Genomic DNA, 23,826 nt, shown 5'->3' with positions numbered 1-23,826 from the left:
CCTATCCCAGCTGTTCCAGCAGCGCCTTGGCGGCAGCCTGTTCGGCCTGACGCTTGGAGCCTGCGGTGGCCTGCGCCTCGGTGCCGTCCTGAAGGCGCGCCGCGATGGTGAAGACCGGCGCGTGGTCCGGGCCGCTGCGGGAAACCTCAACATAGGCCGGCGGCTTCTGCCCGCGCGCCTGCGCCCATTCCTGAAGCGAGGTCTTGGCATCGCGCGCATCGCTTTCGACCTGATGGATGCGATTGCCCCACAGGCGCAGGATCATCTCCGCCGCTGCGTCAAAACCCGCGTCCTTGTAGACTGCGGCAATCACCGCCTCCATCGCATCGCCCAGCAGCGCCTGCTTGCGCCGCCCGCCGGACATCATCTCGGAGCGGCCCAGCTTCAGCACCGCGCCAAGGTCGATTTCCTTGGCGACATCGGCGCAGGCCTCCTTGCGCACCAGCGCGTTGAAACGCGGCGCCAGCTGGCCCTCGCTGGCGGTCTTGTCGTGCTCCAGGAGCGCGGCGGCCATCACCAGCCCCAGCACCCGGTCGCCCAGAAACTCCAGCCGCTGGTTGTCCTTGCGGGTGGAGGAGGAGACGGAGGCATGGGTCACGGCGCGCTGCAGCAGGTCGGGGCGGGCAAACTTGTGCCCGATCCGCTCCTCGAACGCGCGCAGTTCCTTGGACAGCTTCACTGGATCCCCTTGAAGAAACGGTCGCTCCGCCAGGTCCAGAAATAGAGCATCGAACGCCCGGCAGAGGAGAACATGATCCGGTCGGCGCGGCCGATCAGGTTTTCAAACGGCACGAAACCCACACCGCCCGCGGACTGCGGCAGGCGGCTGTCCGAGGAGTTGTCGCGGTTGTCGCCCATGAAGAAGTAATGCCCTTCGGGCACCTGGTAGACGCTGGTGTGGTCCATGCCCTGGTTGGTGATGTTCAGGATCACATGCTCGTTGCCGCCGGGCAGGGTTTCGACCTGGCGCGACTTCTTGCAGATGGCGCCCTGGCCCACCGGCGCGTTTTCGCAGCGCGGCATCGAGCCCTGCGGCCCCTGGCGCTCCATCACTTCCTCGAACTCGCCGGCATCCTGCAGCTTCACCGCTTCACCGTTGATGAACAGCACCCCGTTCTTCATCTGGATCTTGTCGCCCGGAAGGCCGATCAGCCGCTTGATGAAGTCGTTGCCGTTCACCGGATGGCGGAATACCACCACATCGCCGCGCTCCGGCTCGCCGCCGATCAGGCGGGTGTTGTCGCCGTCCAGGAAGCCGCAGATGTTCTTGGCGTCGATGTTCAGGCCAACCGCCGGGAAACGGATGCTGGGGCAGGAGGCATAGGAATAGCCATAGGCCATCTTGTTCACGAACAGGAAATCCCCGATCAGCAGGGTTTCCTTCATCGAACCGGACGGAATCCAGAAGGGCTGGAAGAACAGGGTGCGGAAGACACCGGCGATCAGCAGCGCGTAGACGATGGTCTTCACCGTCTCGAGGATCGAACTGCCGGTCTTTGCTTTGGCCGTCATCAGGCTCTCCGGTTTGGAAACAGGGTCCGGGGCTACATGCGGGCCTGAAGGGGGCAAGTCAAGTTCCGGAGGGCAATTCCGCCGGGTTCACGGCAATGGGACGGGCTTCGATCAGCACAAAGGCCTGCGCCCAGGGGTGGTCATCGGTCAATGTCACGTGAATCACTGCCTCGTGGCCGGGCGGGGTCATCTCGCGCAGCCGCTCCGCGGCCCAGCCGGTCACATGCATCACCGGCTGCCCGGTGCGCAGGTTGGAGACCGCCATGTCCTTCCAGGCGATGCCCATGCGCAGGCCGGTCCCCAGCGCCTTGGAACAGGCCTCCTTGGCGGCCCAGCGCTTGGCGTAGGTGCCGGCCACGTCGCGGCGGCGCTCCGCCTTGCGCTGCTCGGTCTCGGTGAACACCCGGTTGCGGAAGCGGTCGCCGAACCGGTCCAGGGTGCGCTGGATGCGCTCGATATTGGCGAGGTCGGTTCCGATGCCCAGAATCATTCTTCCAGCCGCTTCAGACCCAGTTTGATGCCATGGCCCAGGAACAGGCGGTTGACCATCAGGATGACGGCCAGCAGGAGCAGGAAAATGCCCGCGAGGTAGACAAAGGGAATTGTCTGCCGCGCCTCTGTAACCATCGGGCTGTTCCAGTAGAGCGGCAGTTGGATGATGGTCAGCACCGCCACCACCCCGGTCATTGCCGCGGCGCAGATCCAGGCATCCCTGCCCGGCAGGGGTGCGCGGGTGGCCCGGGCAATGCGCATGCCTTCCACAACAGAGGCGATCATCGGCGGCAGCACGGTCGCCAGCCCTGCGGGCATGGCGATCCCGAATTGCCCCAGCAGGAGGCCTGCCAGCAGCATCGCGACAGAGGCCCCCATCCACCAAAGACCGTAACGGATCAGATTGACCTGCATATTCACCCTCCCCCCGCATCGCAGCCATCGGCCTGCGTATTTTCCGCGCTGCCCGGCTCATGCTCCTGGCAGATCTGCGTTGTTTCCTCGTCTTGCAGCGGCACGTCCAGCAGCGCGCAATGGGCGCCCTGAGCAGACGTCCGGTGATGGCGGCAGCTGCGGCACAGGCCGAAGCTGCGCCCGCCGCGGGCTTTGATCATGCCCCTGACCAGCTGCCGCAGCGCATCCCGGACGTCCTCCATCTTGCGGTCCGGCAGGTCCACGGGCGGCTTGGCGTCCAGCGCATCGGCCACGGCCCGGCCTTGCGGTGTCAGGTCATAGCGCCGCGAACGCCGGTCGCTGCCGCCCGGCCCTTCCTCGGCCAGCCCCTTGGCGGCCAGCGACTTCAGCGTCTGGGAAATCGTGCCGCGGGTGGCTGACAGGTAATCGGCCACCGCCGACGGCGTCCGGGAAAACCGGTTGGCGCGCGCGAGGTAGTCCAGCGCCGACGCCTGCGCGGGGTTGAGCCCGGCGGCCCGGCGCCCGGTGCCATGCAGGCGCGAGAGCCGGTCAAGGAGGCTGGCGATTTCATGTGCCGCTGTCATGCAAGCTTGATAGCGAGTCAAAATTACCATTGCAATATTATCGACTCGCTACTATCGAAGTGACATCGAGTCGAAACCAAGGAGGTCGAAATGAAACTCGCGTATTTTGCGGCGGCGCTTGCCGCCTTGGCAGCCGGGCAAACAGCACAGGCGGGCGGCAGCCACGCCGCTGCCCATGCAGAGCCGCTGCTGTCGGAAGCCAAGGAAGGGATTGCGCCGGACACCGACATCCGCAGCGTTCATGCCAGCCGCAGCGGCGGGCATGTCACCTTCCGGATGGCAACCGGCGGTGAGGCCGGCAGCACCGTGCCGGCCGCCGCAGGCTCGCTGGGCGGTGCCGGGGTGCAGGCCTATGTCTGGCCGCTGTCGCTGGATCCGTCAGCCGCGGGCTTTGAGGCTGGCAGCGGCACGCTGGCGCTGGTTGCCACCGCGCATCCGGATTTTGACGACACGCCGCTGTTTGACGAGAACGGCGATGGCGATCTGGCCAACGATGGTGCCGGCTGGCACAGCCATTGGGTCGTGCTGACCCCCAACGATGGCTGCGGCGAAGGGATGCTGTCGGTCAAGGACATCCCCGAAGGTGCGGCGCCTGCGCTGCCCGCGACGTGGCCGGGTCTGCCGCTTTATATCGACAGCCCCGGGTATTCCCCGGTCCTGAACGGCAAGGAGGTCAGCCTGACGGTGCCGCTGGCGGCTGAGGCGCTGGCCTTTGACGGGGTAACGGCAGGACTGCAGGTCAATGAAAACATCCACGCCCCGCTGCTGTGCGTGACCGATGTGTTCGATATCGCATCAGGCGACCTGAGCCTGCCCGGCAAGCTGGAGTGACCACCCCCGCGAGGAAAAGAACTGGCCCGGGGCAGCGGCAATTGCCTGCCCCGGCTTCATGTTTTGACCGGCAGCTCTCAGCCGCGCGCGGCGTCCATCAGGCGGCGCATTTCCTGCACCGCCGGCGTGAGGCCGCAAAAGATGGCCTCGCCGATCAGGAAGTGGCCGATGTTCAGCTCTTTCACCTCCGGGAAGGCCGCAACCGGCTGCACGGTGTCAAAGGTAAGGCCATGGCCCGCGTGCACCTCCAGTCCCAATGCATGCGCATAGGCGGACATTTCGAGCAGCGCCTCCAGCTCGCGGTCGCGGTCTTCAAACCGGCCTTCGGCGTGGTAGTCGCAATAGGCGCCGGTGTGCAGCTCGATGACCTCGGCGCCGATGCGGTGGGCGGCGTCGATCTGCCTGCGGTCGGCAGCAATGAAAATCGACACCCGGCAGCCCGCATCGCGCAGCGGCGCGATGAAATGGGCCAGGCGGTTTTCCTCCCGAGCCACGTCCAGCCCGCCCTCGGTGGTGCGCTCCTCGCGCTTTTCCGGCACGATGCAAACCGCGTGCGGCCTGTGGCGCAGGGCGATCCTCTGCATTTCCTCCGTCGCCGCCATCTCGAAGTTCAGCGGCACGCTCAGCGCCGCCATCAGCGCATCGATGTCGGCATCTGTGATGTGGCGGCGGTCTTCGCGCAGATGCGCGGTGATACCGTCGGCGCCTGCCTCTTCCGCCAGTTTTGCGGCGCGAACCGGGTCCGGATATGCGCCGCCGCGGGCGTTGCGCACGGTGGCCACATGATCGATGTTCACGCCCAGGCGCAGCTGATTTTTTGCCATGAGAGATATCTCATCCGTCTGAAGTCCAAGCCTTGCCAGAAAGACTAGACAGACGGCAGGCAAGAGCAAGCCTGCAGGCAATAATGGTACAATCCGGCGGGCGGTTCAGGCGCCGCTGTCGACTTCGGCGCGCTTCTTGATCGCGTCGAACTTGGCCTTGATCTTGGCCCTGCGGCGCTGCTGGTAGACCCGGATCACCGGCAGGCTGAGCATATAACAGACCGTCGCCGAGATGACGCCGGGAATGATGCCGCCGATCATGTAGGGATAGAACACCTCGTTATAGAACAGGTGCAGGCCCTGCCAGTCGGCGGGCCGGTCCATGAACAGCGCGATCAGGTTGTCCTTGAGGTCGCCCCCGGCGGCCAGGAACTTGCCCACCAGGGATTTGTCGACCTCCTGATCGAATTCGGTTCCCAAGATCCAGTGCCCCGTCTGCAAGGACGCGACGCCAATCGGCACATAGGTCAGCGGGTTGCCGAAGAAGGTGGCGCTGAGCGAGGCCAGAATGTTGCCGTTCATCATCCGCGCGATGAAAGCGGCGATGAAGAAATGCAGGCCGTAGAACGGTGTGAAGGTGGTGAATACCCCGGCCCAGATGCCGCGGGCGATGCGTTCGGGGGAATCGGGCAGCCGCCGCACCCGGTGCTTCACATACAGGAACGCACGGCCCCAGCCGCCGCGCGGCCAGAGGAAGTCAGCCAGCGCCCGGAGGGGCGGACGTCTGTCCCGGCGCCTGAATACCAAAGCTGTCCGTCCTTCCCAGTTCCCGGCTCAGAGTTTCGGCGGCTTATCCCGTATAGTGGCGCTCTTCCGGTTTGTTCCGGAACCGCGCCACCGCGGCAACATCGCTTTCCGCCTCGAGCGTCAGCATCAGCGAGTGCAGCTGCTCCACATCCCGCAGCTCCACATTGATCATAAGCCGGTAAAAGTCTGGTTTCCTGTCTACAAATTCCAGATCCGAGATATTGGCCTTTTTCTCGCCGATCAATGTGCAAATGCGCCCCAGCACGCCGGCGTCGTTGCCGATGGTCAGCTCCAGCGTGGTGCCATAGACAGCCGGGTGGGTGCCGCTGTGCCATTGCACATCCATCCAGCGCTCCGGCTGATCCTCGAACTCGCCCAGCTTGTCGCAATCAGCGGAATGCACCACCACCCCGCGGCCGCGGTAGGTGATGCCGATGATGCGCTCCCCCGGCAGCGGCTGGCAGCAGGGCGCGCGCTCAAAGCTCTGCCCCGGCTCCAGGCCGATCACCGCCCTGCGCGGCGAGATTTCGTCGCCATCGCCGGTTGTCAGTTCCGGATAGACTGATTGCACCACATCGTGGGCGGTGATTTCGGCCGCGCCCAGCCGCGCCAGCAGCTCATTCACCCCGCTTGCACGCAGCGCACGGGCAGCGGTTTCCAACGCCTTGTCGGTGGCCTTCTTGCCGACGTGCTCAAACGCGGAGCGCGCCAGCTCGTGGCCCAGCTTGACAAAGCGCGCCCGGTCCGCCTCGCGCAGAGCGCGGCGGATGGCGGTGCGCGCCTTGCCGGTGGTGGCGATCTCCAGCCAGCTCACCTGCGGGGTCTGGCCCTCGGCGGTGATCACATCCACCGACTGGCCGTTCCGCAGCCGGGTCCACAGCGGCACCCGGATGCCGTCCACCTTGGCGCCGACGCAGGCATGGCCGATGCGGGTGTGAATGGCATAGGCAAAGTCGATCGGCGTGGCGCCCTTGGGCAGCTTGATCACGTCGCCCTTGGGGGTGAAGCAGAACACCTGGTCCGAATACATCTCGAGCTTCACCGCCTCGAGGAATTCATCGTGGTCGTCCTCGGCGTCGAACTGCTCGGTCAGCGAGGCGATCCACTTGGCCGGATCGACGGCAAAGGGGTTCTCGGTGCGCACACCGTCCCGGTAAGACCAATGCGCCGCAACCCCGGTTTCTGCCACGTCGTGCATCTGGCGGGTGCGGATCTGCACCTCCACCCGCTTGCCGTCGCGGCCGGACACCGTGGTGTGGATGGAACGGTAGCCGTTGGACTTCGGCTGGCTGATGTAATCCTTGAACCGGCCCGGCACCGCCCGCCAGCGCTGGTGGATGGCGCCCAGCGCGCGGTAGGCGTCCTCTTCCGACCCGGTAATCACCCGGAAGCCGTAAATGTCGGAAAGCCGCGAAAAGCCCTGGTCCTTGGCCTGCATCTTGCGCCAGATCGAATAGGGTTTCTTGGCGCGGCCAAAGACCTCCGCCTCGATCCCGGCCTTTTCCAGCTCCAGCCGCATGTCGCCGGTGATCCGGTGGATCACGTCGCCGGTTTCGCGCTGCAGGGTCACGAAGCGGCGGATGATCGACTGGCGGCCTTCGGGATTGAGCACGCGGAAGGCCAGATCCTCCAGCTCCTCGCGCATCCACTGCATCCCCATGCGGCCCGCCAGAGGCGCATAGATATCCATCGTCTCGCGCGCCTTCTGGGCCTGCTTCTCCGGGCGCATCGCCTTGATCGTGCGCATGTTGTGCAGGCGGTCCGCGAGCTTCACCAGGATCACCCGCAGGTCCTTGGACATCGCCATGAACAGCTTGCGGAAGTTCTCCGCCTGCTTGGTCTCGCGGCTGCTGAGCTGCAGGTTGGTCAGCTTGGTGACGCCATCGACCAGCATCGCCACCTCATTGCCGAAGCGGCGGGCGACTTCCTCGTAGTTGGCCTTGGTGTCTTCGATAGTGTCGTGCAGCAGCGCGGTGATGATGGTCGCATCATCCAGGCGCTGTTCGGTCAGGATGGCGGCCACCGCCACCGGATGCGTGAAATAGGGCTCGCCCGAGTGGCGGAACTGCCCGTCATGCATCTGCTCGCCAAAGGCATAGGCTTCGGCGATCCTGTCCGCGTTTGTCTTGGGGTTGTAGTTGCGGACCAGAGCAATCAGGTCGTCAGGGGAAATCATGTCCGGTCCGCAGCCTCAATAGTCCAGATGCGCGCCTCAGCCCTGGCCCTGGGCCTCCATCAGAGCGCGCAGCAGTTTCTCCTCCGACATATCGTCGTCGGCCGGCTTGTCGTTGTCCGCACCCATCAGCAGAGCCATGGAATCCTCTTCCGGCTCGTCGACTTCGATCTGGGTCTGGTTGCTCTCGATCAGGCGCTCGCGCAGTTCATCGGCGCTCTGGGTCTCGTCAGCGATTTCGCGCAGGGAAACGACCGGGTTCTTGTCGTTGTCGCGATCGACGGTGATCGGGGCACCGGCCGAGATTTCGCGGGCACGATGCGCTGCCAGCATCACCAGCTCAAAGCGGTTGGGCACCTTATCTACGCAATCTTCAACCGTCACGCGGGCCATCAGCGACTCTCCAATTCATTCCGTGTCCAGAAGGCAGACATTTACGCCCAAATCTTTCTCTTGACAAGGGCGGAAAACAAAGCATTGCGCCGCTCAGAGAGGCGTCACCTCAGCCACATCCCGAGGCTGCAGTTCCGCCAGCATCTCTGCCGCGGTTTTCTGCAGCACCGGGTGGCGCCAGCGCGGCGCGATATCGGCCAGCGGCACCAGCACAAAGGCGCGGTCCTGAATGCGCGGGTGCGGCAAAATCAGCCGCCCCGGCGCATCCTGCATCTGCTTTTCCAGCGGCAGCCCCTGCCAGCGCGCATATGCCGCCGCGTCCGGCAGCACAGCCCCGTCATAGTCCACCAGGTCCAGATCCAGTGTCCGCATCCCCCAGCGCTGCTCCCGCACCCGGGCGAACTGCGCCTCGACCGCATGCAGCCGCGCCAGCAGATCTTCGGCTGACAGGGCGGTTTCCACCGCCACGGCCGCATTCACATAGTCCGGCCCCGCGCCAGCCGGAAAACAGGGGGTTTGAAAGAAGCGGGACACGCTGCGCAGCGCGACCTCATCCGTCTGCAGCGCGCCGATCGCTTTTGCCAGCGTCACCTGGGGCGCATCCGTGCCGGCCGGCAAGTTTCCGCCAAGCGCAATCAGCGCCATTTTCCGGTTTGCGGCCATTTTTAACCCTATTTCAGCAGGACAGTATACTTGCGGCAAATGACAAATAACTTACATTAAGTCTACCCGTTTCGCCGTTTTCAAAAACTCACTCACGGACCCCCCGGCCGAAACGGTTATACCGGAAGGAAAATTTTGATGTTTTACAAGGACGAACGGCTCGCGCTGTTCATAGACGGGTCAAACCTGTACGCCGCGGCCAAGGCGCTCGGGTTCGACATCGACTACAAGCTTCTGCGGCAGGAATTCATGCGCCGCGGCAAGCTCCTGCGGGCCTTTTATTACACTGCCCTGCTCGAGAATGACGAGTATTCACCGATCCGGCCGCTGGTTGACTGGCTGCACTACAACGGGTTCACCATGGTCACCAAACCGGCCAAGGAATACACCGACAGCATGGGCCGCCGCAAAGTCAAAGGCAACATGGACATCGAGCTTACCGTTGATGCCATGGAGCTGGCGCCGCGGGTGGACCATATCGTGCTGTTCTCGGGCGATGGGGACTTCCGCCCGCTGATTGCCAGCCTGCAGCGCCAGGGCGTGCGGGTTTCGGTGGTGTCGACCATCCGCAGCCAGCCGCCGATGATCTCTGACGACCTGCGCCGCCAGGCCGACAATTTCATCGAGCTGGAAGAGCTGCGGGACGTGATCGGCCGTCCCCCGCGCGAGCAGAACGAACCGCGTTCCGCCACAGCCGCCCACGGCTGACCCCGGCCGCGAGGAATATCGGACCGGAACAGGCTCCAGATGGGGCGGCGCCTGTTCCGGCTGCGATCATTCGCCGTCCTGACTGTTGATTTGGTTGTGGCGGGCGATGATGTCCGCAGGCCAGCGGCTTTTGATATAGGCCAGCACTTCCAGCATCTCCTGCTCGCTCAGCACCCCGGCATAGCCTTGCATCCGGCTGCGGTAGCCGTTCCCGACCAGCTGTGCCATGCCGTGCCGGGTGATTTCCAGCAGCTGCGCGTCCGGATGGTGCCAGGTATGGCCGCTCGCATCTTGCGGCGGCGCTGGCATGTAGCCCTCGCTGTCCCGCCTCTGCCAGTCCGGCTCGCCCTGCAGGCCGGCGCCGTGGCAGCTGGCGCAATGGTCCTGATAGATCCGCTGCCCGGCGGCAACTGCCTGCGGATCCTGGTAGGGCAAAATACCGGCTGTCCGCGTATCCGCGCCCGCCAGCCAAAGATACCCCGCGCCCGCCAGCCCAGCGGCAACGGCGGCAATCATCCGCTTCATTTTGTCCTCGCTCCTGATGCCATCCGGAACATCCCTCTGCCGCCTTCCGCCGCTGGAGGCTCCAATCACATCCGCGTGAGGCCTGCGGCACTGGACCTTGCCGCCCGAACCGCTTACCTCTGGCGCGCAAGGAGACGCCCATGACCAAGCCAGCCCTGACCCTCTATCTCGCCGCGCCGCGCGGTTTTTGCGCCGGCGTCGACCGTGCCATCAAGATCGTTGAAATGGCAATCGGCAAATGGGGGGCGCCGGTCTATGTGCGCCATGAGATCGTGCACAACAAATTCGTGGTCGACTCGCTGCGCGAAAAGGGCGCGGTTTTTGTCGAGGAACTGGATGAATGCCCCGATGACCGGCCGGTGATCTTCTCCGCCCACGGGGTGCCGAAATCGGTGCCCGCCGCGGCCGAAGCGCGCGAGATGATTTATGTCGATGCGACCTGCCCGCTGGTGTCCAAAGTGCATATCGAAGCCCAGCGCCACGCCGAGGCCGGGCTGCAGATGATCATGATCGGCCACAAGGGCCACCCGGAAACCATCGGCACCATGGGCCAGCTGCCCGAGGGCGAGGTGCTGCTGGTGGAAACCGCGGCGGACGTGGCAACGGTTGAGGTGCGCGACCCGGACCGGCTGGCCTATGTCACTCAGACCACCCTGTCGGTGGATGATACCAAGGGCATCGTCGCGGCGCTTGTGGAACGCTTCCCCAACATCATCGGCCCGCACAAGGAAGACATCTGCTATGCCACCACCAACCGCCAGGAAGCGGTGAAATCGGTGGCCCCCAAGGCGGATGCGCTTTTGGTGGTCGGCGCGCCGAATTCCTCGAACTCCCGCCGCCTGGTTGAGGTCGGCGCCAAGAACGGCTGCGACTACGCCCAGCTGGTGCAGCGCGCCGAAAACATCGACTGGCGGGCGCTGGAGGGCATCCGCTCGGTTGCCATCACCGCCGGCGCTTCGGCTCCGGAACTGCTGGTCAACGAGGTGATCGACGCCTTCCGCGCCCGCTATGACGTGACGGTCGAGGTGGTTGAGACCGCGGTGGAAACAGTGGAATTCAAGGTGCCCCGCGTCTTGCGGCAGCCTGCGTGAACGCACAGACCAGCGTGCGAACCAAGTGACAGAAATTGCACCCGCTCCGGGCCAACCGTGCTACGCATGAGGTCCCGGGCATTATTTCTGGAGCCGCTTTTATGATCACGCTGCACTTTCTGATCACCGCCTTTGTTGTCGTCCTCGCACCCGGCACGGGTGTCATCTACACGCTCGCCCTGGGCCTCGGCCAAGGCTGGCGCGCTTCCATCTGGGCCGCAATCGGCTGCACCTTCGGCATCGTCCCGCATCTGGCCGCCGCCACGCTGGGGCTGGCGGCGGTGCTGCACAGCTCCGCCCTGCTGTTCCAGATCGTCAAGGCGGCGGGCGTTGCCTATCTCCTGTACCTGGCCTGGCAGGCGCTGCGCAGCGGCGGCGTGCTGGCGGTGACATCAAACCGTACCAGCCAGCCCGGCTGGAAGATCGCCTGGCGCGGGGCGCTGATCAATATCCTGAACCCCAAGCTGTCGGTGTTCTTCCTGGCGCTGCTGCCGCCGTTCCTGAGCGGCAATCCTGCCAGCGCCACGCTGGAGATGTCGGTTCTGGGGCTGGTGTTCATGGCGATGACCTTTGCCATTTTTGTGCTCTACGGCCTGTTTGCCGCCCAGGCCCGCGCATACCTTCTGAACAGTGAGAGGGTGCTGAAGTGGATGAGCCGCGGCTTTGCCGCCGTTTTCGCAGGCCTTGCCGCACGGCTGGCGGTAGAACGGGCCTGACGGCTTATCCTGGAGAAACCCAAATGAGCGATGACAGAACCATCAGCGTCTATAATGACCGCGCAGCGGAATACGCCGCACTGTTTGCCGCCAGAACTGATGCCGGGGAGGAGGCCGATTTCCAGGCTTTCACCGCTCGCTTGCCGGAGGGCGGCACGGTGCTGGACCTTGGCTGCGGCCCCGGCCATTGGGCAGCGCGGTTCCGGGATGCTGGCTTTCGGGTGGCCGCACTTGATGCATCGCCGGAAATGGCGGAAGCCGCCCGCGCCGCCTATGGAATAGAAGTCATCACCGCAGGGTTTCACGCCCTGGATGCAGAGGCGGTGTTTGACGGTATCTGGGCCTATTTCAGCCTGCTGCATGTGCCGCGGGAGGAACTGTCCGTCCACCTGTCCGCCGTCCGCCGGGCGCTGACCGAAGGCGGCACGCTATGCCTGGCAATGAAATTGGGCGAGAGCGAAGGCCGCGATGAGCTGGGCAGATTCTATGCGTACTACAGCGAGGACGAGCTGCGCGAAAAACTCGAAACCGCCGGCTTCAACCTGCTCGGTGCCCGCCGCGGCGAGGGCAAAGGACTGGCTGGCACTGCCCAGGAGTTCGTAGTACTGACCGCCCATGCCTGAATTATTTGCTTATACCGACGGCGCCTGCTCTGGAAATCCCGGCCCCGGCGGCTGGGGCGTTCTGCTGCGCGCCATGGACGGTGACACCATCGTCAAAGAAAAAGAACTGAGCGGCGGCGAAGCGGAGACCACCAACAACCGGATGGAACTCCTGGCTGCGATCAATGCGCTGGAAAGCCTGGCACGGCCCTCCACGATCACCGTGGTCACCGACTCGGCCTACGTGAAGAACGGCGTCACCAGCTGGATCTTCGGCTGGAAGAAGAACGGCTGGAAGACGTCCAGCAAGAAGCCGGTGAAAAACGTCGAGCTGTGGCAGCGGCTGGATGAGGCCCAGCGCCGTCACAAGGTGACATGGGAATGGGTCAAGGGCCATGCAGGCCACCCCGAGAACGAACGCGCGGACGAACTGGCGCGGGCGGGCATGGCTCCCTTCAAGAAGAAAAAGGCATGATGCGCGAGGGCCGCGCATGACCTTTCTGGCACTGCTGGACTATGCCTCGGTGCTGGTCTTTGCCCTCTCTGGCGCGCTGGTCGCCAGCCGGGCGCAGCTGGATATTGTCGGCTTTGCCTTTGTTGCCTGCCTGACAGCGCTTGGCGGCGGCACGCTGCGCGACCTTCTGTTGGACCGCAATCCGGTGTTCTGGATCGGCAACCCCAATTACATCCTGCTGGCCGCGCTTGCTGCGGTGGCGGTGTTCTTCACTGCGCATCTGCTGGAAAGCCGCCTGCGCTGGGTGGTCTGGCTGGACAGCTTTGCCCTGGCGGTTGCCGTGTCCGCAGGAACCGGCGCCGCGATCTCGCTGGACAGCCCGCCGGTGATCGTTGTGCTGATGGGCATGGCCACCGGCACCATGGGCGGCCTGATGCGGGACGTGGTCTGCAATGAGGTGCCGCTGGTGCTGACGCAGGGCGAGCTGTATATCACCTGCGCCATGGCAGGCGCCATCACCGCCGTTGCTGCCATCTGGCTGGGGTTTGAGCTGAAGTTCGCATTGCTGGCCTGCGCCGGGGTCTGCTGGGTGCTGCGGGCGGGCTCCATCCTGTTCGGCTGGCATCTGCCGGTCTACAAAAGCCGCCCGCCGCGCAGCTAGGGCGTGCCTTCGCAGCAGCGCCTAGGCGGTGCTGCGGCTGCCTTCCAGGTTCCTGAGAAAGGCCTGCCCCTCGGCGCTGATCCGGGCCTTGCGGCCCTTGCGCCGGTGCCAGACCAAAGCCAATTCGTGGTACTCCCGCAGCTTGCCGTCCTGCAGCAGCTCCTCCTTGATCTGCAGCGCCGCCGAGAAGCTGTCCGCCAGGCGCCGGTCCTCCTCCTGGTTCTTGTCGAATTTCAGCCAGTAGTCCGGCTCGATCGAAGAGGTGAAGTGGTTCGCCCGGCCGCGGGCCTTCTTGTTCAGGAAGCCGTCGCGCGAACGCAGGGCATAGTGGTTGAGCTGCGCCGCGGAGTAACCGTAGCTGCCGCGCACATGCAGGGCGCCTTCCAGTTCCTGCTCAGGCAGCAAAGTGCCATCGGCCAGCTGCCAGTTCACCTCCGCCGGCGGCACCGCCAGGAACGGCCTGTGCACGCCCATGCGGTCAAATTTGCCGTTGTTGCGGAAGGCGGTCTTGAAAAAGCGGTGCTCGTCCGGGCGCCCGTCCTCCGGTTCCGCCCTGACAAAAGCCTGCGGCACCGGGGGATGATCCACAAGCTCCACCCCGGCATTGCCGAAAATGCGCCAGACAAAGGAGACAGCATCGGCATCCGGCCGCGCCGCCAGCAGGCCCGGCAGAGTGCCGTCCCCGGAGTTGATCTGCAGGAATTCGTCGACATCGACCACCAGAACCCAATCGGCCTGCGCCACCTTGGGCTCGTATTCTGCCCACATCAGCGCGCTCTTGTGCGGTCCGCGCCGCATCACCCGGCTGAAACGGTGCTCGACCACCCCCATCCGGTGCAGGCAGCGCAGGATGTGATCCGTGGGATCAGAGCAATCATTGGTGAAGATGACAAAATCGCTGACCCCGATTGATTTGTAGTGGCTGATCCAATCGAGGATATAGGCGCCTTCATCCTTCATGGTGGTCACAACCACCACTGTCGGCGTGCCGGCCCGGCCGCTGTCCTGGGTCATCTGCAAATGCTCTCTGCCTCGGTTATCCGCCGTTTTTGGCGTGGTTAACCCACCTTAACCATCCCATACGCCAGCGCAGCAGAATTTGCGCACTCTGCCGCAGGCTGTGGCGCTGGCGCCGCAACAGGGATTATTTGCCGGTATACCGCTGCCAGAGCCAGATCAGCACCAGCGCCCCCAGAACCGCCCCGACGAAACCGGCCATGAACCCCATGACCGCCAGCAGCCCTCGCAGCACCAGACCGCCGACCAGCGCCCCGGCCATGCCGATGCAGACCGTGGTGATGATATCGGTTTCCAGTTTCATCAGCCGGGTCGCCAGAAAGCCTGCCGCGGCGCCGATAATGATCAGGGCTATGATGGGCATCAGACTCTCCGGTTACAGTCGGCTGCCCTTGGGAACCGGGAAGCCGCGCAGGAATACATCGGGATCCTGCGCGCTTTTGCCTGCCCGTTGCAAGCGCAAGAGCTGCACTGCCCCTTCGCCGCAGGCCACGGTCAGGCTGTCGTCCAGCATCTCTCCGGGCGCGCCCTGCCCGTCCGCAAGCCGTGAGGCCAGCAGCTTGACCCGCTGGCCTTCTACTTCGCACCAGGCGCCAGGGAACGGTGACAATCCGCGGATCTTGCGGTCCACTTCCTCTGCCGGGCGCGACCAGTCCACCTGCGCCTCTGCCTTGTCGATCTTCTCGGCATAGGTGACGCCCTCTTCGGGCTGCACTTCCGGTGTCAGCTCCGGCAGGCGGCTCAAGGCTTCGACGATCAGCGCCGCGCCCATCCCCGACAACCTGTCGTGCAGCTGCGCGGTGGTTTCTTCCATGCCAATTGCGGTCGCTTCGCGCAGGAGCACCGGACCGGTGTCCAGCCCCGCCTCCATCTGCATGATGCAGATGCCGGTCTCGGTGTCGCCCGCCATGATCGCCCGGTGAATCGGCGCCGCGCCGCGCCAGCGCGGCAACAGGCTGGCGTGGATGTTGAGGCAGCCGTGCCGGGGCGCATCCAGAATGGCCTGCGGCAGGATCAGGCCATAGGCCACGACCACCGCCACGTCCGCTTTCAATGCCGCAAAAGCCGCCTGCTCCTCTGCGCCTTTCAGCGAGACCGGGTGACGCACCTCCAGCCCCAGGGCCGCGGCGCGGGCGTGGACCGGGGTTGGACGGTCCTTCTTGCCGCGGCCCGCAGGCCGTGGCGGCTGGCAGTAGACGGCGGCAATGTCGTGCCCGGCCTTCACCAGCGCGTCCAGCACCGGCACCGAAAAATCAGGCGTTCCCATGAAGATGATGCGCATCGGCGTCCCCGTCCCTGCCCCGCTGCCATGCCGCACATCCGGCGGGACCGGCCTGCGTCAACGCAGGGTCTCGCCCGGTTCCGGGGTGGGCGTTTCGCGCTTGCCCTGGGGGCGGGGCCGGGCGCGAACCGGGCCGCAGGCGGCCCGGGAGTTCAATCTCCGGCCTCAGCCGTTCAGCTTCTTCGCCTTGCGGATCAGCATGTCGCGCTTCACCTTGCTCAGATGGTCGAAATACATCCTGCCGTTCAGGTGGTCGATCTGGTGCTGCACCGAGGTTGCCTCGATGCCGACGAAATCCCTGCGGTCCACCATGCCCTGCTCGTTGATGAAGCGGACAGTGACGGCGCGCGGGCGTTTGATCTTGGCGGAAACGCCGGGCAGGTTGGGGCTGGCCTCGTCATGCTCGCGCAGCTCGACCGAGGAATGCAGGATCTCCGGGTTGGCCAGCTTCACCGCGCGGCCGCGCTCGGTGGAGCCGTCCACCACCGCCAGCCGCAGCATCACGCCGATCTGATTGGCGGCCAGGCCCACACCCGGCATCGCCTCCATGGTGTCGACCATGTCGTTCCAGATGCCGCGAATCTCGTCGGTGATCTCTGTCACCTCATCAGCCTTGGTGCGCAGGCGCTTGTCAGGCCAGGGCAGGCAGGTGCGGACGGTCATGTCTGGTATTCCCTCAGGCGCGGGCGCGTTCGCGCTTCAGCTTCTGCATCTTGCGGGTGATCATCTGGCGCTTCAGCGGCTTCAGGTAATCGATGAACAGCTTGCCGTTCAGGTGGTCGATCTCATGCTGCACGCAGGTCGCCCACAGCCCGTCGAAGGTCTCGCGCTGCGCATTGCCGTCGCGGTCCATCCATTCGACTTCCACCACCTTGGGGCGGGTCACTTCGGCGTATTGATCCGGGATCGACAGGCAGCCTTCCTCATAGACATTGGTTTCGTCCGAGGCGGAGATGATTTCAGGATTGAACATCACCAGCGGGCGCGGCTCGCCGTCCTCTTCCTTGACGCAGTCCAGCACGATCAGCCGCTGCAGGATGCCGATCTGCGGCGCTGCCAGGCCAATGCCGGGTGCGGCATACATGGTTTCCAGCATGTCGTCCGCCAGCGCGCGCAAATCATCGCTCAGGTCCGGCACGGGCACGCAGACCTTTTTCAGGCGGGGATCGGGATGGATCAGGATCGGTCTTTTCATGTGCTTCATGTATGCGATCAGCGGCCCCATCGCAACGCCCCCCTTGCGCGCGCCGCTGCAGCGATTAGCTTCGCTGCCAACGACACGGGAGTTCACCACATGAATTTTGACAAGATCGCCGACCGCCGCGGCACCCACAGCTCGAAATGGGACAAGATGGAGCAGCTGTTCGGCGTCTCCCCCGAGGATGGTCTGGCGATGTGGACGGCAGACTCCGACTATGAAACTGCGCCTTGCGTGATAGAGGCGGTCAGACAGGCTGCGGAGCACGGCGTGTTCGGCTACTCCTGGCAGCACCCGGAATATCTTCAGGCGGTGCAGTGGTGGATGAAGAACCGCCACAGCTGGGACATTGAAACCGATTGGATCCTGACATCCCAAGGCCTCGGCAACGCCATTGCGCTTTGCCTCGATGTCTGGAGCCAGCCGGGCGACGGCGTTGTGATTTTCTCGCCCGTTTACCATGAATTTGCCCACAAGGTGAACAAGGCGGGCCGCAAGGTGACCGAATGCCCGCTGGCGCGCGACGGCGGCACCTACGATCTGGATCTCGACGATGCGCAGGCGCGCCTGAACGGGACAGAAAAGCTGCTGCTGTGGTGCTCGCCGCAGAACCCTTCGGGCCGGGTGTGGACCCCGGAGGAGCTGCGCGCGGTGGCCGAATTCGCCAAGCGGAACGGGCTGATCCTGGTCTCGGATGAGATCCACCACGATCTGGTCTACCCGGGCAGCACTTTTGTGCCGATGGACGTGGCCGCGCCCGAGGCGCGTCCCTGGACCGTAACCCTGACCGCGGCTTCCAAGACCTTCAACATCGCAGGCCAGCGCACCGGCAACATGATCATCCCGGACCCGGATCTGCGGGCCGCGATGCGGCACCGTCTGAACACGCTGGATTATGACCCCAGCGCCCTTGGCGTGGCGATGATCACCGCCGCCTATTCGCCCGCAGGCGCCGAATGGGTCGATGCCCAGATTGCGCATCTGGAAGGCAACCGGAAACTGTTCGACGAGACTGTGAACGCGCTGCCGGGGCTGAAGTCGCTGCCGCTGCAGTCGACCTATCTGGCCTGGGTTGATTTCTCCGGGACGGGCATGAGCCGCGAGGAATTCATCAAGCGGCTGCGCGAAGACGCCAAGATCGCCACCTCGCCCGGCGACGGCTTCGGCACCGGCGGCGAATTCATGGAGCGGTTCAACCTCGCCACTCAGCGGTCGCGGGTGGAAGAGGCGTGCCGCCGCCTGACCAAAGCCTTCTCGGACCTGCAGTAATCATGAAGCGCCTGCTGCGCCTGCTGGCGCTGGTTGTCCTGACCGGCGCCGCCTGGATGGCCTGGCAGGCCTTTGCCCCGCGTCCCGCGCCGCCGCCGCAATCTGCGGCGGTGGACCGGGTCGACCGTATCCTGATCGAGAAATCCGCCCGCCGCCTGACCGCCAGCCGGGATGGCGAAACGGTGCTGGAGTTTCCCATTGCGCTTGGCTTTGCGCCCGCAGGCGACAAACAGCAGGAAGGCGACGGCAAGACGCCCGAGGGTGTTTTCCTCATCGACCGCCGCAATCCCAACAGCGCCTATCACCTGTCGCTGGGAATCAACTATCCGCAGCCCGAGGACCGCGCCCGCGCGCAGGCCGCGGGTGTCAGCCCGGGCGGCGATATCTTCATCCACGGGCAGCCGAACGCGGTGGGCAATCTGGTCACCCTGCCCGGCGACTGGACCGCCGGCTGCATTGCCGTCAGCAATCAGCAGATGGAAACGCTGTGGCGCCTGGCAGAAATCGGGACCGAAGTGGAAATCCGCCCCTGAACGAGGAACCTATGCCTCAGATCTTGCCCTGTGACTGATCGAAGGGGATCAGCCCGGCAGGCCCGTCCGGCGACTTGTAGAAATCCAGGGGCGCCTTGTCCGCGGCAGGGGTCGAGCGCTTGAACTCATAGCGCATCTCGCCGCCCTCTTCCTCGCCGGCCACGATCAGGCACTGCGACACGTGCCGGGCGCCGTCGTAGATATCGACCAGCCCGCGCAGCATCGGCGCGGTCTCCGCCTCGACCGAGAATCCGGTCTTCCACAGCCGCAGCACCGGATACAGCTCATTGTCAGCCATCACCCGCAAACGGCTCTTGCGCCGCATCCCCTGCAGGCGGGCGGTGTCCAGCGCTTCCTGCACGGCTTTGGGTACGTAGGTATTCATAGCAGCAGCCTTCCAAATGCTTGGGTTTACACCGGTCCTTTCTTTCAACGGTGCGTCACAAATATATAAAATCAAGTGAACATTTTCGAAAATTTGACGGCTGCGCAATTTTGTTGCTCCTGTGCAGTGGCGCAGAGCGGTTGCGCGCGGGCTTGCGTAGGCGCAGGCCAGCGGCAGGCCTATGTATATCCTGCACAGCAGCAGGAGCAGACGCGATGGGCCTTTTGATCGACGGGAAATGGCACGACAAGTGGTATGACACCAAATCCACCGGCGGCGCCTTCAAGCGTAGCGAATCGCAGTTCCGCAACTGGATCACCGCCGACGGCAGCGCAGGCCCTTCGGGCGAAAGCGGCTTCAAGGCCGAAAGCGGCCGCTACCACCTCTATGTCTCGCTGGCCTGCCCCTGGGCCCACCGCACGCTGATCTTCCGCAATCTGAAAGGGCTGGAGGACCACATCTCCGTTTCTGCCGTGCATCCTGACATGCTGGGCGAAGGCTGGACCTTCGAGACGGACCAGCACGGCGCCACCGGCGACAGCTTGTTCGGCAGCTCGCATCTGCATCAGGTCTACACCCGCGCCGACGCGGAATACACCGGCCGGGTGACGGTGCCGGTGCTGTGGGACAAGGCAAATTCCACCATCGTCTCCAACGAAAGCTCCGAGATCATCCGCATGTTCAACTCGGCTTTTGACGGCATCACCGGCAACAGCGACGACTACTGGCCGGAGGAGCTGCGGGAGCCGATCGAGGCGGTGAACGCCCGTGTTTACAGCACCATCAACAACGGCGTCTACAAATGCGGCTTTGCCACATCGCAGGAAGCCTACGACGAATCCGTCGTGCCGCTGTTCGAAAGCCTTGACTGGCTGGAAGACCTGCTGTCCCAGCACCGCTACCTGCTGGGCGAGCGCATCACCGAAGCCGACTGGCGGCTGTTCACCACCCTGCTGCGCTTCGATCCGGTCTATCACACCCATTTCAAATGCAACCGCAAGCGGCTGATGGATTACCCGAACCTCTGGGCCTACACCCGCGAGCTGTACCAGTGGCCGGGGGTGGCCGGGACGGTGGGAATGGAGCACATCGTGCGCCACTACCACTACAGCCACGACACCATCAATCCGCACCGCATCATCCCGATCAACCCAGAGATCAACTGGCAAGAGCCGCACGGGCGCGGCTGACACCGGGCTGTTCCGCTGCCCCGCCGTAAATAGGGAGTTCACGCACTGCGCGGCTTAGGTTAATACGCGCAGAGCCGCACATGGCAGCCGGCCCAGGCCGGAGCGAACTCTCACCGGTGGCGACCGCGATGCATGACCTCTCTCACGACCCTGCAACCCAGCCCCGCGACCACGGCGGCAACCTGAGCGCTGCCATCGCCGAATTCGGCGGCAGCCGCGGCGGCTGGATGGATCTGTCCACCGGCATCAATCCGCACCCCTACCCGCTGCCGGAGTTCACTGCGGCTGACTGGGGCGCGCTGCCGGATGCGGATGCGCTGGCGGATCTGGAACAGGCTGCCCGCGCATTCTGGAACATCCCGGAGGAGGCCGCTGTTCTTGCCGCTCCCGGCGCGTCTGCGCTGATTGCCGCCCTGCCGGCGCTGGCTGATCCGCGCTGGGTGCAGATCACCAAGCCGACCTACAACGAACACGCCGCCGCCTTCGAGGCCCGCGGCTGGATTGTCCGGGTGCATGGACCGGCCGAAGCCAAGGTGGCTGTGCATCCCAACAACCCGGATGGCCGCATGTGGCGCGAGGATGAACTTTCCGCGCCGCTGACCGTCATCGACGAAAGCTTCTGCGACGTCTGCCCTGACCAGAGCCTGATCCGAATGGCCGCCCGCCCCGGCGTGGTGGTGCTGAAAAGCTTTGGCAAGTTCTGGGGGCTGGCCGGCCTGCGGCTGGGTTTTGCCATCGGCGATCCCCGGCTGATTGCGCAGCTGGCAACCTGGCAAGGCCCCTGGGCGGTGTCCGGCCCCGCGCTGCGCACCGGCGCACTGGCCTTGCAGGATCACGCCTGGGCGGAGGCCGCGCGCACCCGGCTGCATCAGGACGCCGCCCGGCTGGACGAACTGGTGCTTGCCAAGGGCGCCAGCCTGGCGGGCGGCACCGATCTGTTCCGGCTCTACAATGTGGATGATGCCGCCGCCTGGCAGGAAAAACTGGCCCGCGCCCATATCTGGAGCCGCATCTTCCCCTATTCGAAAACTTTCCTGCGGCTTGGCCTGCCTCCCGCGGACGGCTGGGCCCGGCTGGAGGCGGCGCTATGACCACCGCCGGGATGCTCGCTGTTGCGCTGCTGCTGGATGCCGCCCTGGGCGAGCCGAAGTGGCTGTGGTCGCGCCTGACCCACCCCGCGGTGCTGATGGGCAAGCTGGTCAGTGTCCTCGACCGCAAGCTCAACAGCGGTCACAACCGCCGCGCCAAAGGCGTTCTGGCAGCCGCGGCCCTGGTTCTGGCAGGCTTCATCGCCGGCAAGCTGCTGGCCCTGCCCGGCACGCTGGTGGAAATCCTTGTGGCCGCCGTACTGATCGCCCAGCGGTCGCTGACAGAGCATGTCGCCGCGGTTGCCAGCGGCCTGCGCAGCAGCCTGGAGGAGGGCCGCGCGGCGGTGGCAATGATCGTCAGCCGCGACACCGCCAGCATGACCGCGCCGCAGGCTGCGCGCTCCGCCATCGAAAGCGGCGCCGAGAACATGTCGGACGGCGTCATTGCCCCGGCTTTCTGGTTCCTGGTCGCCGGGCTGCCGGGGCTGATCATCTACAAGATGGTCAACACCGCCGACAGCATGATCGGCTACCGCAACGAACGCTATCAGGACTTCGGCTGGGCCTCTGCCCGGCTGGATGACCTGCTGAACCTGATCCCGGCGCGGCTGACCGGGCTGCTGATCGCTGCGGCCGGCGGCCAGTTGCGCCATTGGCGCGCCATCGCAGAGGATGCGCGCAAGCACCGCTCCCCCAACGCCGGCTGGCCCGAGGCGGCCATGGCGCGGGCCCTGAACACCTCGCTGGCCGGGCCGCGCTCCTATGACGGGCAGATGCGCGACTTTCCCTGGGTTCACGGAACAGGCGCCAAAAGCGCCAGCGCCGAAACCATCACCCGTTCCGTTGCGCTCCTTTGGCAGGCCTGGGCGCTTGCGCTGGCCCTGACGGTTGCCATCGCCGCGGTTTTCTAGCACATAAGACCCTGTGGGAGCGGTAAGACCAAGGAGCGCCAGAATCATGCGCCTGATACCCTTTGTCCTCGCAGCGGCCCTGCTGCCAGTTGCGGCATCAGCCCAGTGCGGCGGCGGCTTTCAGAACTTCGTGAAGCTGATGAAGGACGAGGCCGTTCAGGCGGGCTATGACAACGCCACAGTCAATGCCTTCTTTGCCGGCAGCCGCAAGGATTCCCGCGTGCTCAAGGCCGACCGCGGCCAGGGCGTGTTCCAGAAACCCTTCATCGACTTCTCCCGCCGCCTGATTTCGCAAAACAGGCTCCAGCGCGGACGCCAGATGGCGCAGAAGCACGACGCCACCTTCCAGCGGATCGAAAGCACCTATGGCATCGACCGCGGCGTGCTGCTGGCTTTCTGGGCGTTTGAGACCGACTACGGCGGCTATCAGGGCGACTTCAACACCCGCGACGCGCTGGTCACCCTGGCGCATGACTGCCGCCGCCCGGAGCTGTTCCGCCCGCAGGTCTTTGCGGCGCTGGAGCTGTTCAAGCAGGGCAACTTCGACCCGAAACGCACCACCGGCGCCTGGGCGGGTGAGATCGGCATGGTGCAGATGCTGCCGGGCGATATCCTGCAGCATGGCGTTGATGCCGATGGCGACGGCAAGGTCAGCCTGAAGACCTCCGCCCCCGATGCGCTGATGTCCGGCGCGCGGATGCTGTCGCACATGGGCTGGCAGCCGGGCCAGCCATGGCTGCAGGAAGTCACCATCCCCGAAGACCTCGATCTGTCGCTCAGCGGCACCGCGCATAAGAAATCCGTGGCCCAATGGCGCAAGCTGGGCGTCGCCGCGCGGGACGGCAACCTGCCTGAGCCTTCAATGCGCGCCTCGCTGCTGCTGCCGCAAGGCCACAAGGGGCCGGCCTTCCTCGCCTACCCGAATTTCGATGTCTTTTTCGAATGGAACCAGAGCTTCACCTATGTCCTGACGGCCGCCTATTTCGCCAACCGGCTGCAAGGGGCGGAAATCTATGATGCCGGATCGCCCGACAACGGGCTGACTGGCGCCCAGATGAAACAGCTGCAGCAGAAACTGCAGGCGCGCGGCCATAATGTGGGTGAGATCGACGGCATCCTCGGCGCCCGCACCCGTGTGGCTGTGCAGAAAGAGCAAGCCCGCCTTGGCCTGCCCGCCGACGCCTGGCCGACACCGTCGCTGCTGAAAAAGCTTTAACGCACCGGGAACCGCTCACCCTTTTCGGTGATCAGGATGACCCGGCTGCCGTTGTGGACATAGAGATCGCAGCGCCCGAAGCCGTTGGTGAAGTCCACACAGATGCTGCCGTCCCCGGCGATCCGGTAAGTGCCCCAGGCGGTACCGCCGCCGTTCTCCGCGGAGTAGGTGTAGGCATAGGCGCCTCCACTGCCGTATTGCGATTCACCGCCGTCAAAGAAACGGAAGGATTGGCCCGGCAACGCCTCCAGTTCCTCCTGCGCAAAAGGTATGTCGCCTGCGTGCAGGCGCCACTCGCCGGCCGGGGCTCCGCCTGCCATCAGGCAAAAGAAAAGGGGCATGATCCA

General features: G+C 64.8%; 31 protein-coding genes. 13 read left to right on the top strand and 18 right to left on the bottom strand.

Features of this window, described 5'->3' with window-relative positions:
- Position 1: 1 nt before the first annotated feature.
- The 5 genes from rnc to KUW17_RS17755 are packed head-to-tail and all read right to left on the bottom strand — an operon-like array spanning position 2 to position 3,002.
- The gene (gene rnc, locus KUW17_RS17775; protein WP_222481570.1) at positions 2-679 is read right to left on the bottom strand and encodes a ribonuclease III; all 678 of its coding nucleotides are present in this window, start codon (positions 677-679) and stop codon (positions 2-4) included.
- Entirely contained in the window at positions 676-1,512 is an 837-nt protein-coding gene (gene lepB, locus KUW17_RS17770; RefSeq protein WP_222481568.1) for a signal peptidase I, read from the bottom strand. The genes rnc and lepB overlap by 4 nt, the downstream gene beginning before the upstream one ends.
- 58 nt (positions 1,513-1,570) lie before the next feature.
- The gene (gene acpS / locus KUW17_RS17765; RefSeq protein ID WP_222481566.1) at positions 1,571-2,002 is read right to left on the bottom strand and encodes a holo-ACP synthase; all 432 of its coding nucleotides are present in this window, start codon (positions 2,000-2,002) and stop codon (positions 1,571-1,573) included.
- Positions 1,999-2,418: an ABZJ_00895 family protein gene (locus KUW17_RS17760; protein ID WP_222481564.1), complete on the bottom strand. Its 420-nt coding sequence runs from the start codon at positions 2,416-2,418 to the stop codon at positions 1,999-2,001. Before KUW17_RS17760 ends, acpS begins: the two co-directional genes overlap by 4 nt.
- A 2-nt stretch (positions 2,419-2,420) precedes the next feature.
- Positions 2,421-3,002, bottom strand: coding sequence for a MarR family winged helix-turn-helix transcriptional regulator (locus KUW17_RS17755; protein ID WP_222481562.1), 582 nt, complete (start codon positions 3,000-3,002; stop codon positions 2,421-2,423).
- Positions 3,003-3,092: 90 nt separating this feature from the next.
- Here KUW17_RS17755 and KUW17_RS17750 point away from each other — a divergent pair, with 90 nt between their 5' ends.
- Positions 3,093-3,833 (top strand): hypothetical protein, encoded by a 741-nt coding sequence (locus KUW17_RS17750; protein WP_222481560.1) that lies wholly within the window; start codon positions 3,093-3,095, stop codon positions 3,831-3,833.
- Between the two features lie 77 nt (positions 3,834-3,910).
- Here KUW17_RS17750 and KUW17_RS17745 read toward each other — a convergent pair whose 3' ends face one another.
- The 5 genes from KUW17_RS17745 to folK all read right to left on the bottom strand — a co-directional run bounded on the left by KUW17_RS17745 (position 3,911) and on the right by folK (position 8,633).
- The gene (locus KUW17_RS17745; protein ID WP_222481558.1) at positions 3,911-4,657 is read right to left on the bottom strand and encodes a pyridoxine 5'-phosphate synthase; all 747 of its coding nucleotides are present in this window, start codon (positions 4,655-4,657) and stop codon (positions 3,911-3,913) included.
- A 105-nt stretch (positions 4,658-4,762) separates the two neighbouring features.
- Positions 4,763-5,404 (bottom strand): DUF2062 domain-containing protein, encoded by a 642-nt coding sequence (locus KUW17_RS17740; RefSeq protein WP_222481556.1) that lies wholly within the window; start codon positions 5,402-5,404, stop codon positions 4,763-4,765.
- A gap of 43 nt (positions 5,405-5,447) precedes the next feature.
- Entirely contained in the window at positions 5,448-7,580 is a 2,133-nt protein-coding gene (locus tag KUW17_RS17735) for a RelA/SpoT family protein (protein WP_222481554.1), read from the bottom strand.
- A 36-nt stretch (positions 7,581-7,616) separates the two neighbouring features.
- Positions 7,617-7,970: a DNA-directed RNA polymerase subunit omega gene (rpoZ, locus tag KUW17_RS17730; RefSeq protein WP_222481552.1), complete on the bottom strand. Its 354-nt coding sequence runs from the start codon at positions 7,968-7,970 to the stop codon at positions 7,617-7,619.
- Positions 7,971-8,063: 93 nt separating this feature from the next.
- A complete protein-coding gene (gene folK, locus KUW17_RS17725) occupies positions 8,064-8,633 on the bottom strand; it encodes a 2-amino-4-hydroxy-6-hydroxymethyldihydropteridine diphosphokinase (RefSeq protein ID WP_222481550.1) in 570 nt (189 codons plus the stop codon).
- A 138-nt stretch (positions 8,634-8,771) separates the two neighbouring features.
- On the opposite strand from folK, the gene KUW17_RS17720 reads away from it, so the two are divergent.
- Positions 8,772-9,341: an NYN domain-containing protein gene (locus tag KUW17_RS17720; RefSeq protein ID WP_222481548.1), complete on the top strand. Its 570-nt coding sequence runs from the start codon at positions 8,772-8,774 to the stop codon at positions 9,339-9,341.
- Positions 9,342-9,407: 66 nt separating this feature from the next.
- Here the strand turns inward: KUW17_RS17720 and KUW17_RS17715 are convergent, their stop codons facing one another.
- Positions 9,408-9,866, bottom strand: a complete 459-nt coding sequence (locus tag KUW17_RS17715; RefSeq protein WP_222481546.1) for a c-type cytochrome — start codon at positions 9,864-9,866, stop codon at positions 9,408-9,410.
- Between the two features lie 140 nt (positions 9,867-10,006).
- Here KUW17_RS17715 and ispH point away from each other — a divergent pair, with 140 nt between their 5' ends.
- From ispH to KUW17_RS17690, 5 genes are all read left to right on the top strand, one after another.
- Positions 10,007-10,957, top strand: coding sequence for a 4-hydroxy-3-methylbut-2-enyl diphosphate reductase (gene ispH / locus KUW17_RS17710; protein WP_222481544.1), 951 nt, complete (start codon positions 10,007-10,009; stop codon positions 10,955-10,957).
- 101 nt (positions 10,958-11,058) lie between these two features.
- Positions 11,059-11,673 carry a LysE family translocator gene (locus KUW17_RS17705; protein WP_222481543.1) on the top strand — a complete coding sequence of 205 codons (615 nt, stop codon included), beginning with the start codon at positions 11,059-11,061 and terminating at the stop codon, positions 11,671-11,673.
- Between the two features lie 23 nt (positions 11,674-11,696).
- Entirely contained in the window at positions 11,697-12,296 is a 600-nt protein-coding gene (locus KUW17_RS17700; RefSeq protein WP_222481541.1) for a class I SAM-dependent DNA methyltransferase, read from the top strand.
- Positions 12,289-12,750: a ribonuclease HI gene (gene rnhA / locus KUW17_RS17695; protein WP_222481538.1), complete on the top strand. Its 462-nt coding sequence runs from the start codon at positions 12,289-12,291 to the stop codon at positions 12,748-12,750. The genes KUW17_RS17700 and rnhA overlap by 8 nt, the downstream gene beginning before the upstream one ends.
- A 16-nt stretch (positions 12,751-12,766) precedes the next feature.
- A complete protein-coding gene (locus KUW17_RS17690) occupies positions 12,767-13,390 on the top strand; it encodes a trimeric intracellular cation channel family protein (protein WP_222481536.1) in 624 nt (207 codons plus the stop codon).
- Positions 13,391-13,411: 21 nt separating this feature from the next.
- Here the strand turns inward: KUW17_RS17690 and KUW17_RS17685 are convergent, their stop codons facing one another.
- The 5 genes from KUW17_RS17685 to def (KUW17_RS17665) all read right to left on the bottom strand — a co-directional run bounded on the left by KUW17_RS17685 (position 13,412) and on the right by def (KUW17_RS17665) (position 16,884).
- The gene (locus tag KUW17_RS17685; RefSeq protein ID WP_222481534.1) at positions 13,412-14,404 is read right to left on the bottom strand and encodes a glycosyltransferase family 2 protein; all 993 of its coding nucleotides are present in this window, start codon (positions 14,402-14,404) and stop codon (positions 13,412-13,414) included.
- 130 nt (positions 14,405-14,534) lie between these two features.
- Complete coding sequence (locus KUW17_RS17680; protein WP_222481532.1) at positions 14,535-14,771, bottom strand: GlsB/YeaQ/YmgE family stress response membrane protein; 237 nt, start codon at positions 14,769-14,771, stop codon at positions 14,535-14,537.
- 12 nt (positions 14,772-14,783) lie between these two features.
- A complete protein-coding gene (fmt, locus tag KUW17_RS17675) occupies positions 14,784-15,689 on the bottom strand; it encodes a methionyl-tRNA formyltransferase (RefSeq protein ID WP_222481530.1) in 906 nt (301 codons plus the stop codon).
- Positions 15,690-15,854: 165 nt separating this feature from the next.
- Positions 15,855-16,352 (bottom strand): peptide deformylase, encoded by a 498-nt coding sequence (gene def, locus KUW17_RS17670; RefSeq protein WP_222481528.1) that lies wholly within the window; start codon positions 16,350-16,352, stop codon positions 15,855-15,857.
- A 13-nt stretch (positions 16,353-16,365) separates the two neighbouring features.
- The gene (gene def, locus KUW17_RS17665) at positions 16,366-16,884 is read right to left on the bottom strand and encodes a peptide deformylase (RefSeq protein WP_222481526.1); all 519 of its coding nucleotides are present in this window, start codon (positions 16,882-16,884) and stop codon (positions 16,366-16,368) included.
- A 99-nt stretch (positions 16,885-16,983) separates the two neighbouring features.
- On the opposite strand from def (KUW17_RS17665), the gene KUW17_RS17660 reads away from it, so the two are divergent.
- Entirely contained in the window at positions 16,984-18,156 is a 1,173-nt protein-coding gene (locus KUW17_RS17660) for a MalY/PatB family protein (RefSeq protein WP_222481524.1), read from the top strand.
- Between the two features lie 2 nt (positions 18,157-18,158).
- Complete coding sequence (locus tag KUW17_RS17655; protein ID WP_222481522.1) at positions 18,159-18,689, top strand: murein L,D-transpeptidase family protein; 531 nt, start codon at positions 18,159-18,161, stop codon at positions 18,687-18,689.
- Positions 18,690-18,705: 16 nt separating this feature from the next.
- Here the strand turns inward: KUW17_RS17655 and KUW17_RS17650 are convergent, their stop codons facing one another.
- Complete coding sequence (locus KUW17_RS17650) at positions 18,706-19,074, bottom strand: hypothetical protein (protein WP_222481520.1); 369 nt, start codon at positions 19,072-19,074, stop codon at positions 18,706-18,708.
- A 215-nt stretch (positions 19,075-19,289) separates the two neighbouring features.
- Between KUW17_RS17650 and KUW17_RS17645 the strand changes: the two genes are divergently transcribed.
- The 4 genes from KUW17_RS17645 (at position 19,290) to KUW17_RS17630 (ending at position 23,479) form a co-directional block, all read left to right on the top strand.
- A complete protein-coding gene (locus tag KUW17_RS17645; protein ID WP_222481518.1) occupies positions 19,290-20,264 on the top strand; it encodes a glutathione S-transferase family protein in 975 nt (324 codons plus the stop codon).
- Between the two features lie 128 nt (positions 20,265-20,392).
- Positions 20,393-21,355, top strand: coding sequence for a threonine-phosphate decarboxylase (locus tag KUW17_RS17640; RefSeq protein WP_222481639.1), 963 nt, complete (start codon positions 20,393-20,395; stop codon positions 21,353-21,355).
- Positions 21,352-22,263 (top strand): adenosylcobinamide-phosphate synthase CbiB, encoded by a 912-nt coding sequence (gene cbiB, locus KUW17_RS17635; protein ID WP_222481516.1) that lies wholly within the window; start codon positions 21,352-21,354, stop codon positions 22,261-22,263. Before KUW17_RS17640 ends, cbiB begins: the two co-directional genes overlap by 4 nt.
- A gap of 46 nt (positions 22,264-22,309) precedes the next feature.
- Complete coding sequence (locus KUW17_RS17630; protein ID WP_222481514.1) at positions 22,310-23,479, top strand: lytic murein transglycosylase; 1,170 nt, start codon at positions 22,310-22,312, stop codon at positions 23,477-23,479.
- Here KUW17_RS17630 and KUW17_RS17625 read toward each other — a convergent pair.
- Entirely contained in the window at positions 23,476-23,820 is a 345-nt protein-coding gene (locus KUW17_RS17625) for a hypothetical protein (RefSeq protein ID WP_315899406.1), read from the bottom strand. The genes KUW17_RS17630 and KUW17_RS17625 overlap by 4 nt on opposite strands.
- Between the last annotated feature and the right edge of the window lie 6 nt (positions 23,821-23,826).

This window comes from Leisingera aquaemixtae, from assembly GCF_019801145.1.
Taxonomy (GTDB): Bacteria; Pseudomonadota; Alphaproteobacteria; order Rhodobacterales; family Rhodobacteraceae; genus Leisingera; species Leisingera aquaemixtae_A.
This window is presented reverse-complemented; position numbering and strand designations above follow the sequence as displayed.

What these genes read in the sequence shown, in the direction of transcription:
- lepB (WP_222481568.1), bottom strand. Translation starts at nt 1,512, where the DNA reads ATGACGGCCAAAGCAAAGACCGGCAGTTCGATCCTCGAGACGGTGAAG.
- acpS (WP_222481566.1), bottom strand. Translation starts at nt 2,002, where the DNA reads ATGATTCTGGGCATCGGAACCGACCTCGCCAATATCGAGCGCATCCAG.
- KUW17_RS17760 (WP_222481564.1), bottom strand. Translation starts at nt 2,418, where the DNA reads ATGCAGGTCAATCTGATCCGTTACGGTCTTTGGTGGATGGGGGCCTCT.
- KUW17_RS17755 (WP_222481562.1), bottom strand. Translation starts at nt 3,002, where the DNA reads ATGACAGCGGCACATGAAATCGCCAGCCTCCTTGACCGGCTCTCGCGC.
- KUW17_RS17750 (WP_222481560.1), top strand. Translation starts at nt 3,093, where the DNA reads ATGAAACTCGCGTATTTTGCGGCGGCGCTTGCCGCCTTGGCAGCCGGG.
- KUW17_RS17745 (WP_222481558.1), bottom strand. Translation starts at nt 4,657, where the DNA reads ATGGCAAAAAATCAGCTGCGCCTGGGCGTGAACATCGATCATGTGGCC.
- KUW17_RS17735 (WP_222481554.1), bottom strand. Translation starts at nt 7,580, where the DNA reads ATGATTTCCCCTGACGACCTGATTGCTCTGGTCCGCAACTACAACCCC.
- rpoZ (WP_222481552.1), bottom strand. Translation starts at nt 7,970, where the DNA reads ATGGCCCGCGTGACGGTTGAAGATTGCGTAGATAAGGTGCCCAACCGC.
- folK (WP_222481550.1), bottom strand. Translation starts at nt 8,633, where the DNA reads ATGGCCGCAAACCGGAAAATGGCGCTGATTGCGCTTGGCGGAAACTTG.
- KUW17_RS17720 (WP_222481548.1), top strand. Translation starts at nt 8,772, where the DNA reads ATGTTTTACAAGGACGAACGGCTCGCGCTGTTCATAGACGGGTCAAAC.
- KUW17_RS17715 (WP_222481546.1), bottom strand. Translation starts at nt 9,866, where the DNA reads ATGAAGCGGATGATTGCCGCCGTTGCCGCTGGGCTGGCGGGCGCGGGG.
- ispH (WP_222481544.1), top strand. Translation starts at nt 10,007, where the DNA reads ATGACCAAGCCAGCCCTGACCCTCTATCTCGCCGCGCCGCGCGGTTTT.
- KUW17_RS17705 (WP_222481543.1), top strand. Translation starts at nt 11,059, where the DNA reads ATGATCACGCTGCACTTTCTGATCACCGCCTTTGTTGTCGTCCTCGCA.
- KUW17_RS17700 (WP_222481541.1), top strand. Translation starts at nt 11,697, where the DNA reads ATGAGCGATGACAGAACCATCAGCGTCTATAATGACCGCGCAGCGGAA.
- rnhA (WP_222481538.1), top strand. Translation starts at nt 12,289, where the DNA reads ATGCCTGAATTATTTGCTTATACCGACGGCGCCTGCTCTGGAAATCCC.
- KUW17_RS17690 (WP_222481536.1), top strand. Translation starts at nt 12,767, where the DNA reads ATGACCTTTCTGGCACTGCTGGACTATGCCTCGGTGCTGGTCTTTGCC.
- KUW17_RS17685 (WP_222481534.1), bottom strand. Translation starts at nt 14,404, where the DNA reads ATGACCCAGGACAGCGGCCGGGCCGGCACGCCGACAGTGGTGGTTGTG.
- KUW17_RS17680 (WP_222481532.1), bottom strand. Translation starts at nt 14,771, where the DNA reads ATGCCCATCATAGCCCTGATCATTATCGGCGCCGCGGCAGGCTTTCTG.
- fmt (WP_222481530.1), bottom strand. Translation starts at nt 15,689, where the DNA reads ATGCGCATCATCTTCATGGGAACGCCTGATTTTTCGGTGCCGGTGCTG.
- def (WP_222481528.1), bottom strand. Translation starts at nt 16,352, where the DNA reads ATGACCGTCCGCACCTGCCTGCCCTGGCCTGACAAGCGCCTGCGCACC.
- def (WP_222481526.1), bottom strand. Translation starts at nt 16,884, where the DNA reads ATGAAAAGACCGATCCTGATCCATCCCGATCCCCGCCTGAAAAAGGTC.
- KUW17_RS17660 (WP_222481524.1), top strand. Translation starts at nt 16,984, where the DNA reads ATGAATTTTGACAAGATCGCCGACCGCCGCGGCACCCACAGCTCGAAA.
- KUW17_RS17655 (WP_222481522.1), top strand. Translation starts at nt 18,159, where the DNA reads ATGAAGCGCCTGCTGCGCCTGCTGGCGCTGGTTGTCCTGACCGGCGCC.
- KUW17_RS17650 (WP_222481520.1), bottom strand. Translation starts at nt 19,074, where the DNA reads ATGAATACCTACGTACCCAAAGCCGTGCAGGAAGCGCTGGACACCGCC.
- KUW17_RS17645 (WP_222481518.1), top strand. Translation starts at nt 19,290, where the DNA reads ATGGGCCTTTTGATCGACGGGAAATGGCACGACAAGTGGTATGACACC.
- KUW17_RS17640 (WP_222481639.1), top strand. Translation starts at nt 20,393, where the DNA reads ATGCATGACCTCTCTCACGACCCTGCAACCCAGCCCCGCGACCACGGC.
- cbiB (WP_222481516.1), top strand. Translation starts at nt 21,352, where the DNA reads ATGACCACCGCCGGGATGCTCGCTGTTGCGCTGCTGCTGGATGCCGCC.
- KUW17_RS17630 (WP_222481514.1), top strand. Translation starts at nt 22,310, where the DNA reads ATGCGCCTGATACCCTTTGTCCTCGCAGCGGCCCTGCTGCCAGTTGCG.
- KUW17_RS17625 (WP_315899406.1), bottom strand. Translation starts at nt 23,820, where the DNA reads ATGCCCCTTTTCTTTTGCCTGATGGCAGGCGGAGCCCCGGCCGGCGAG.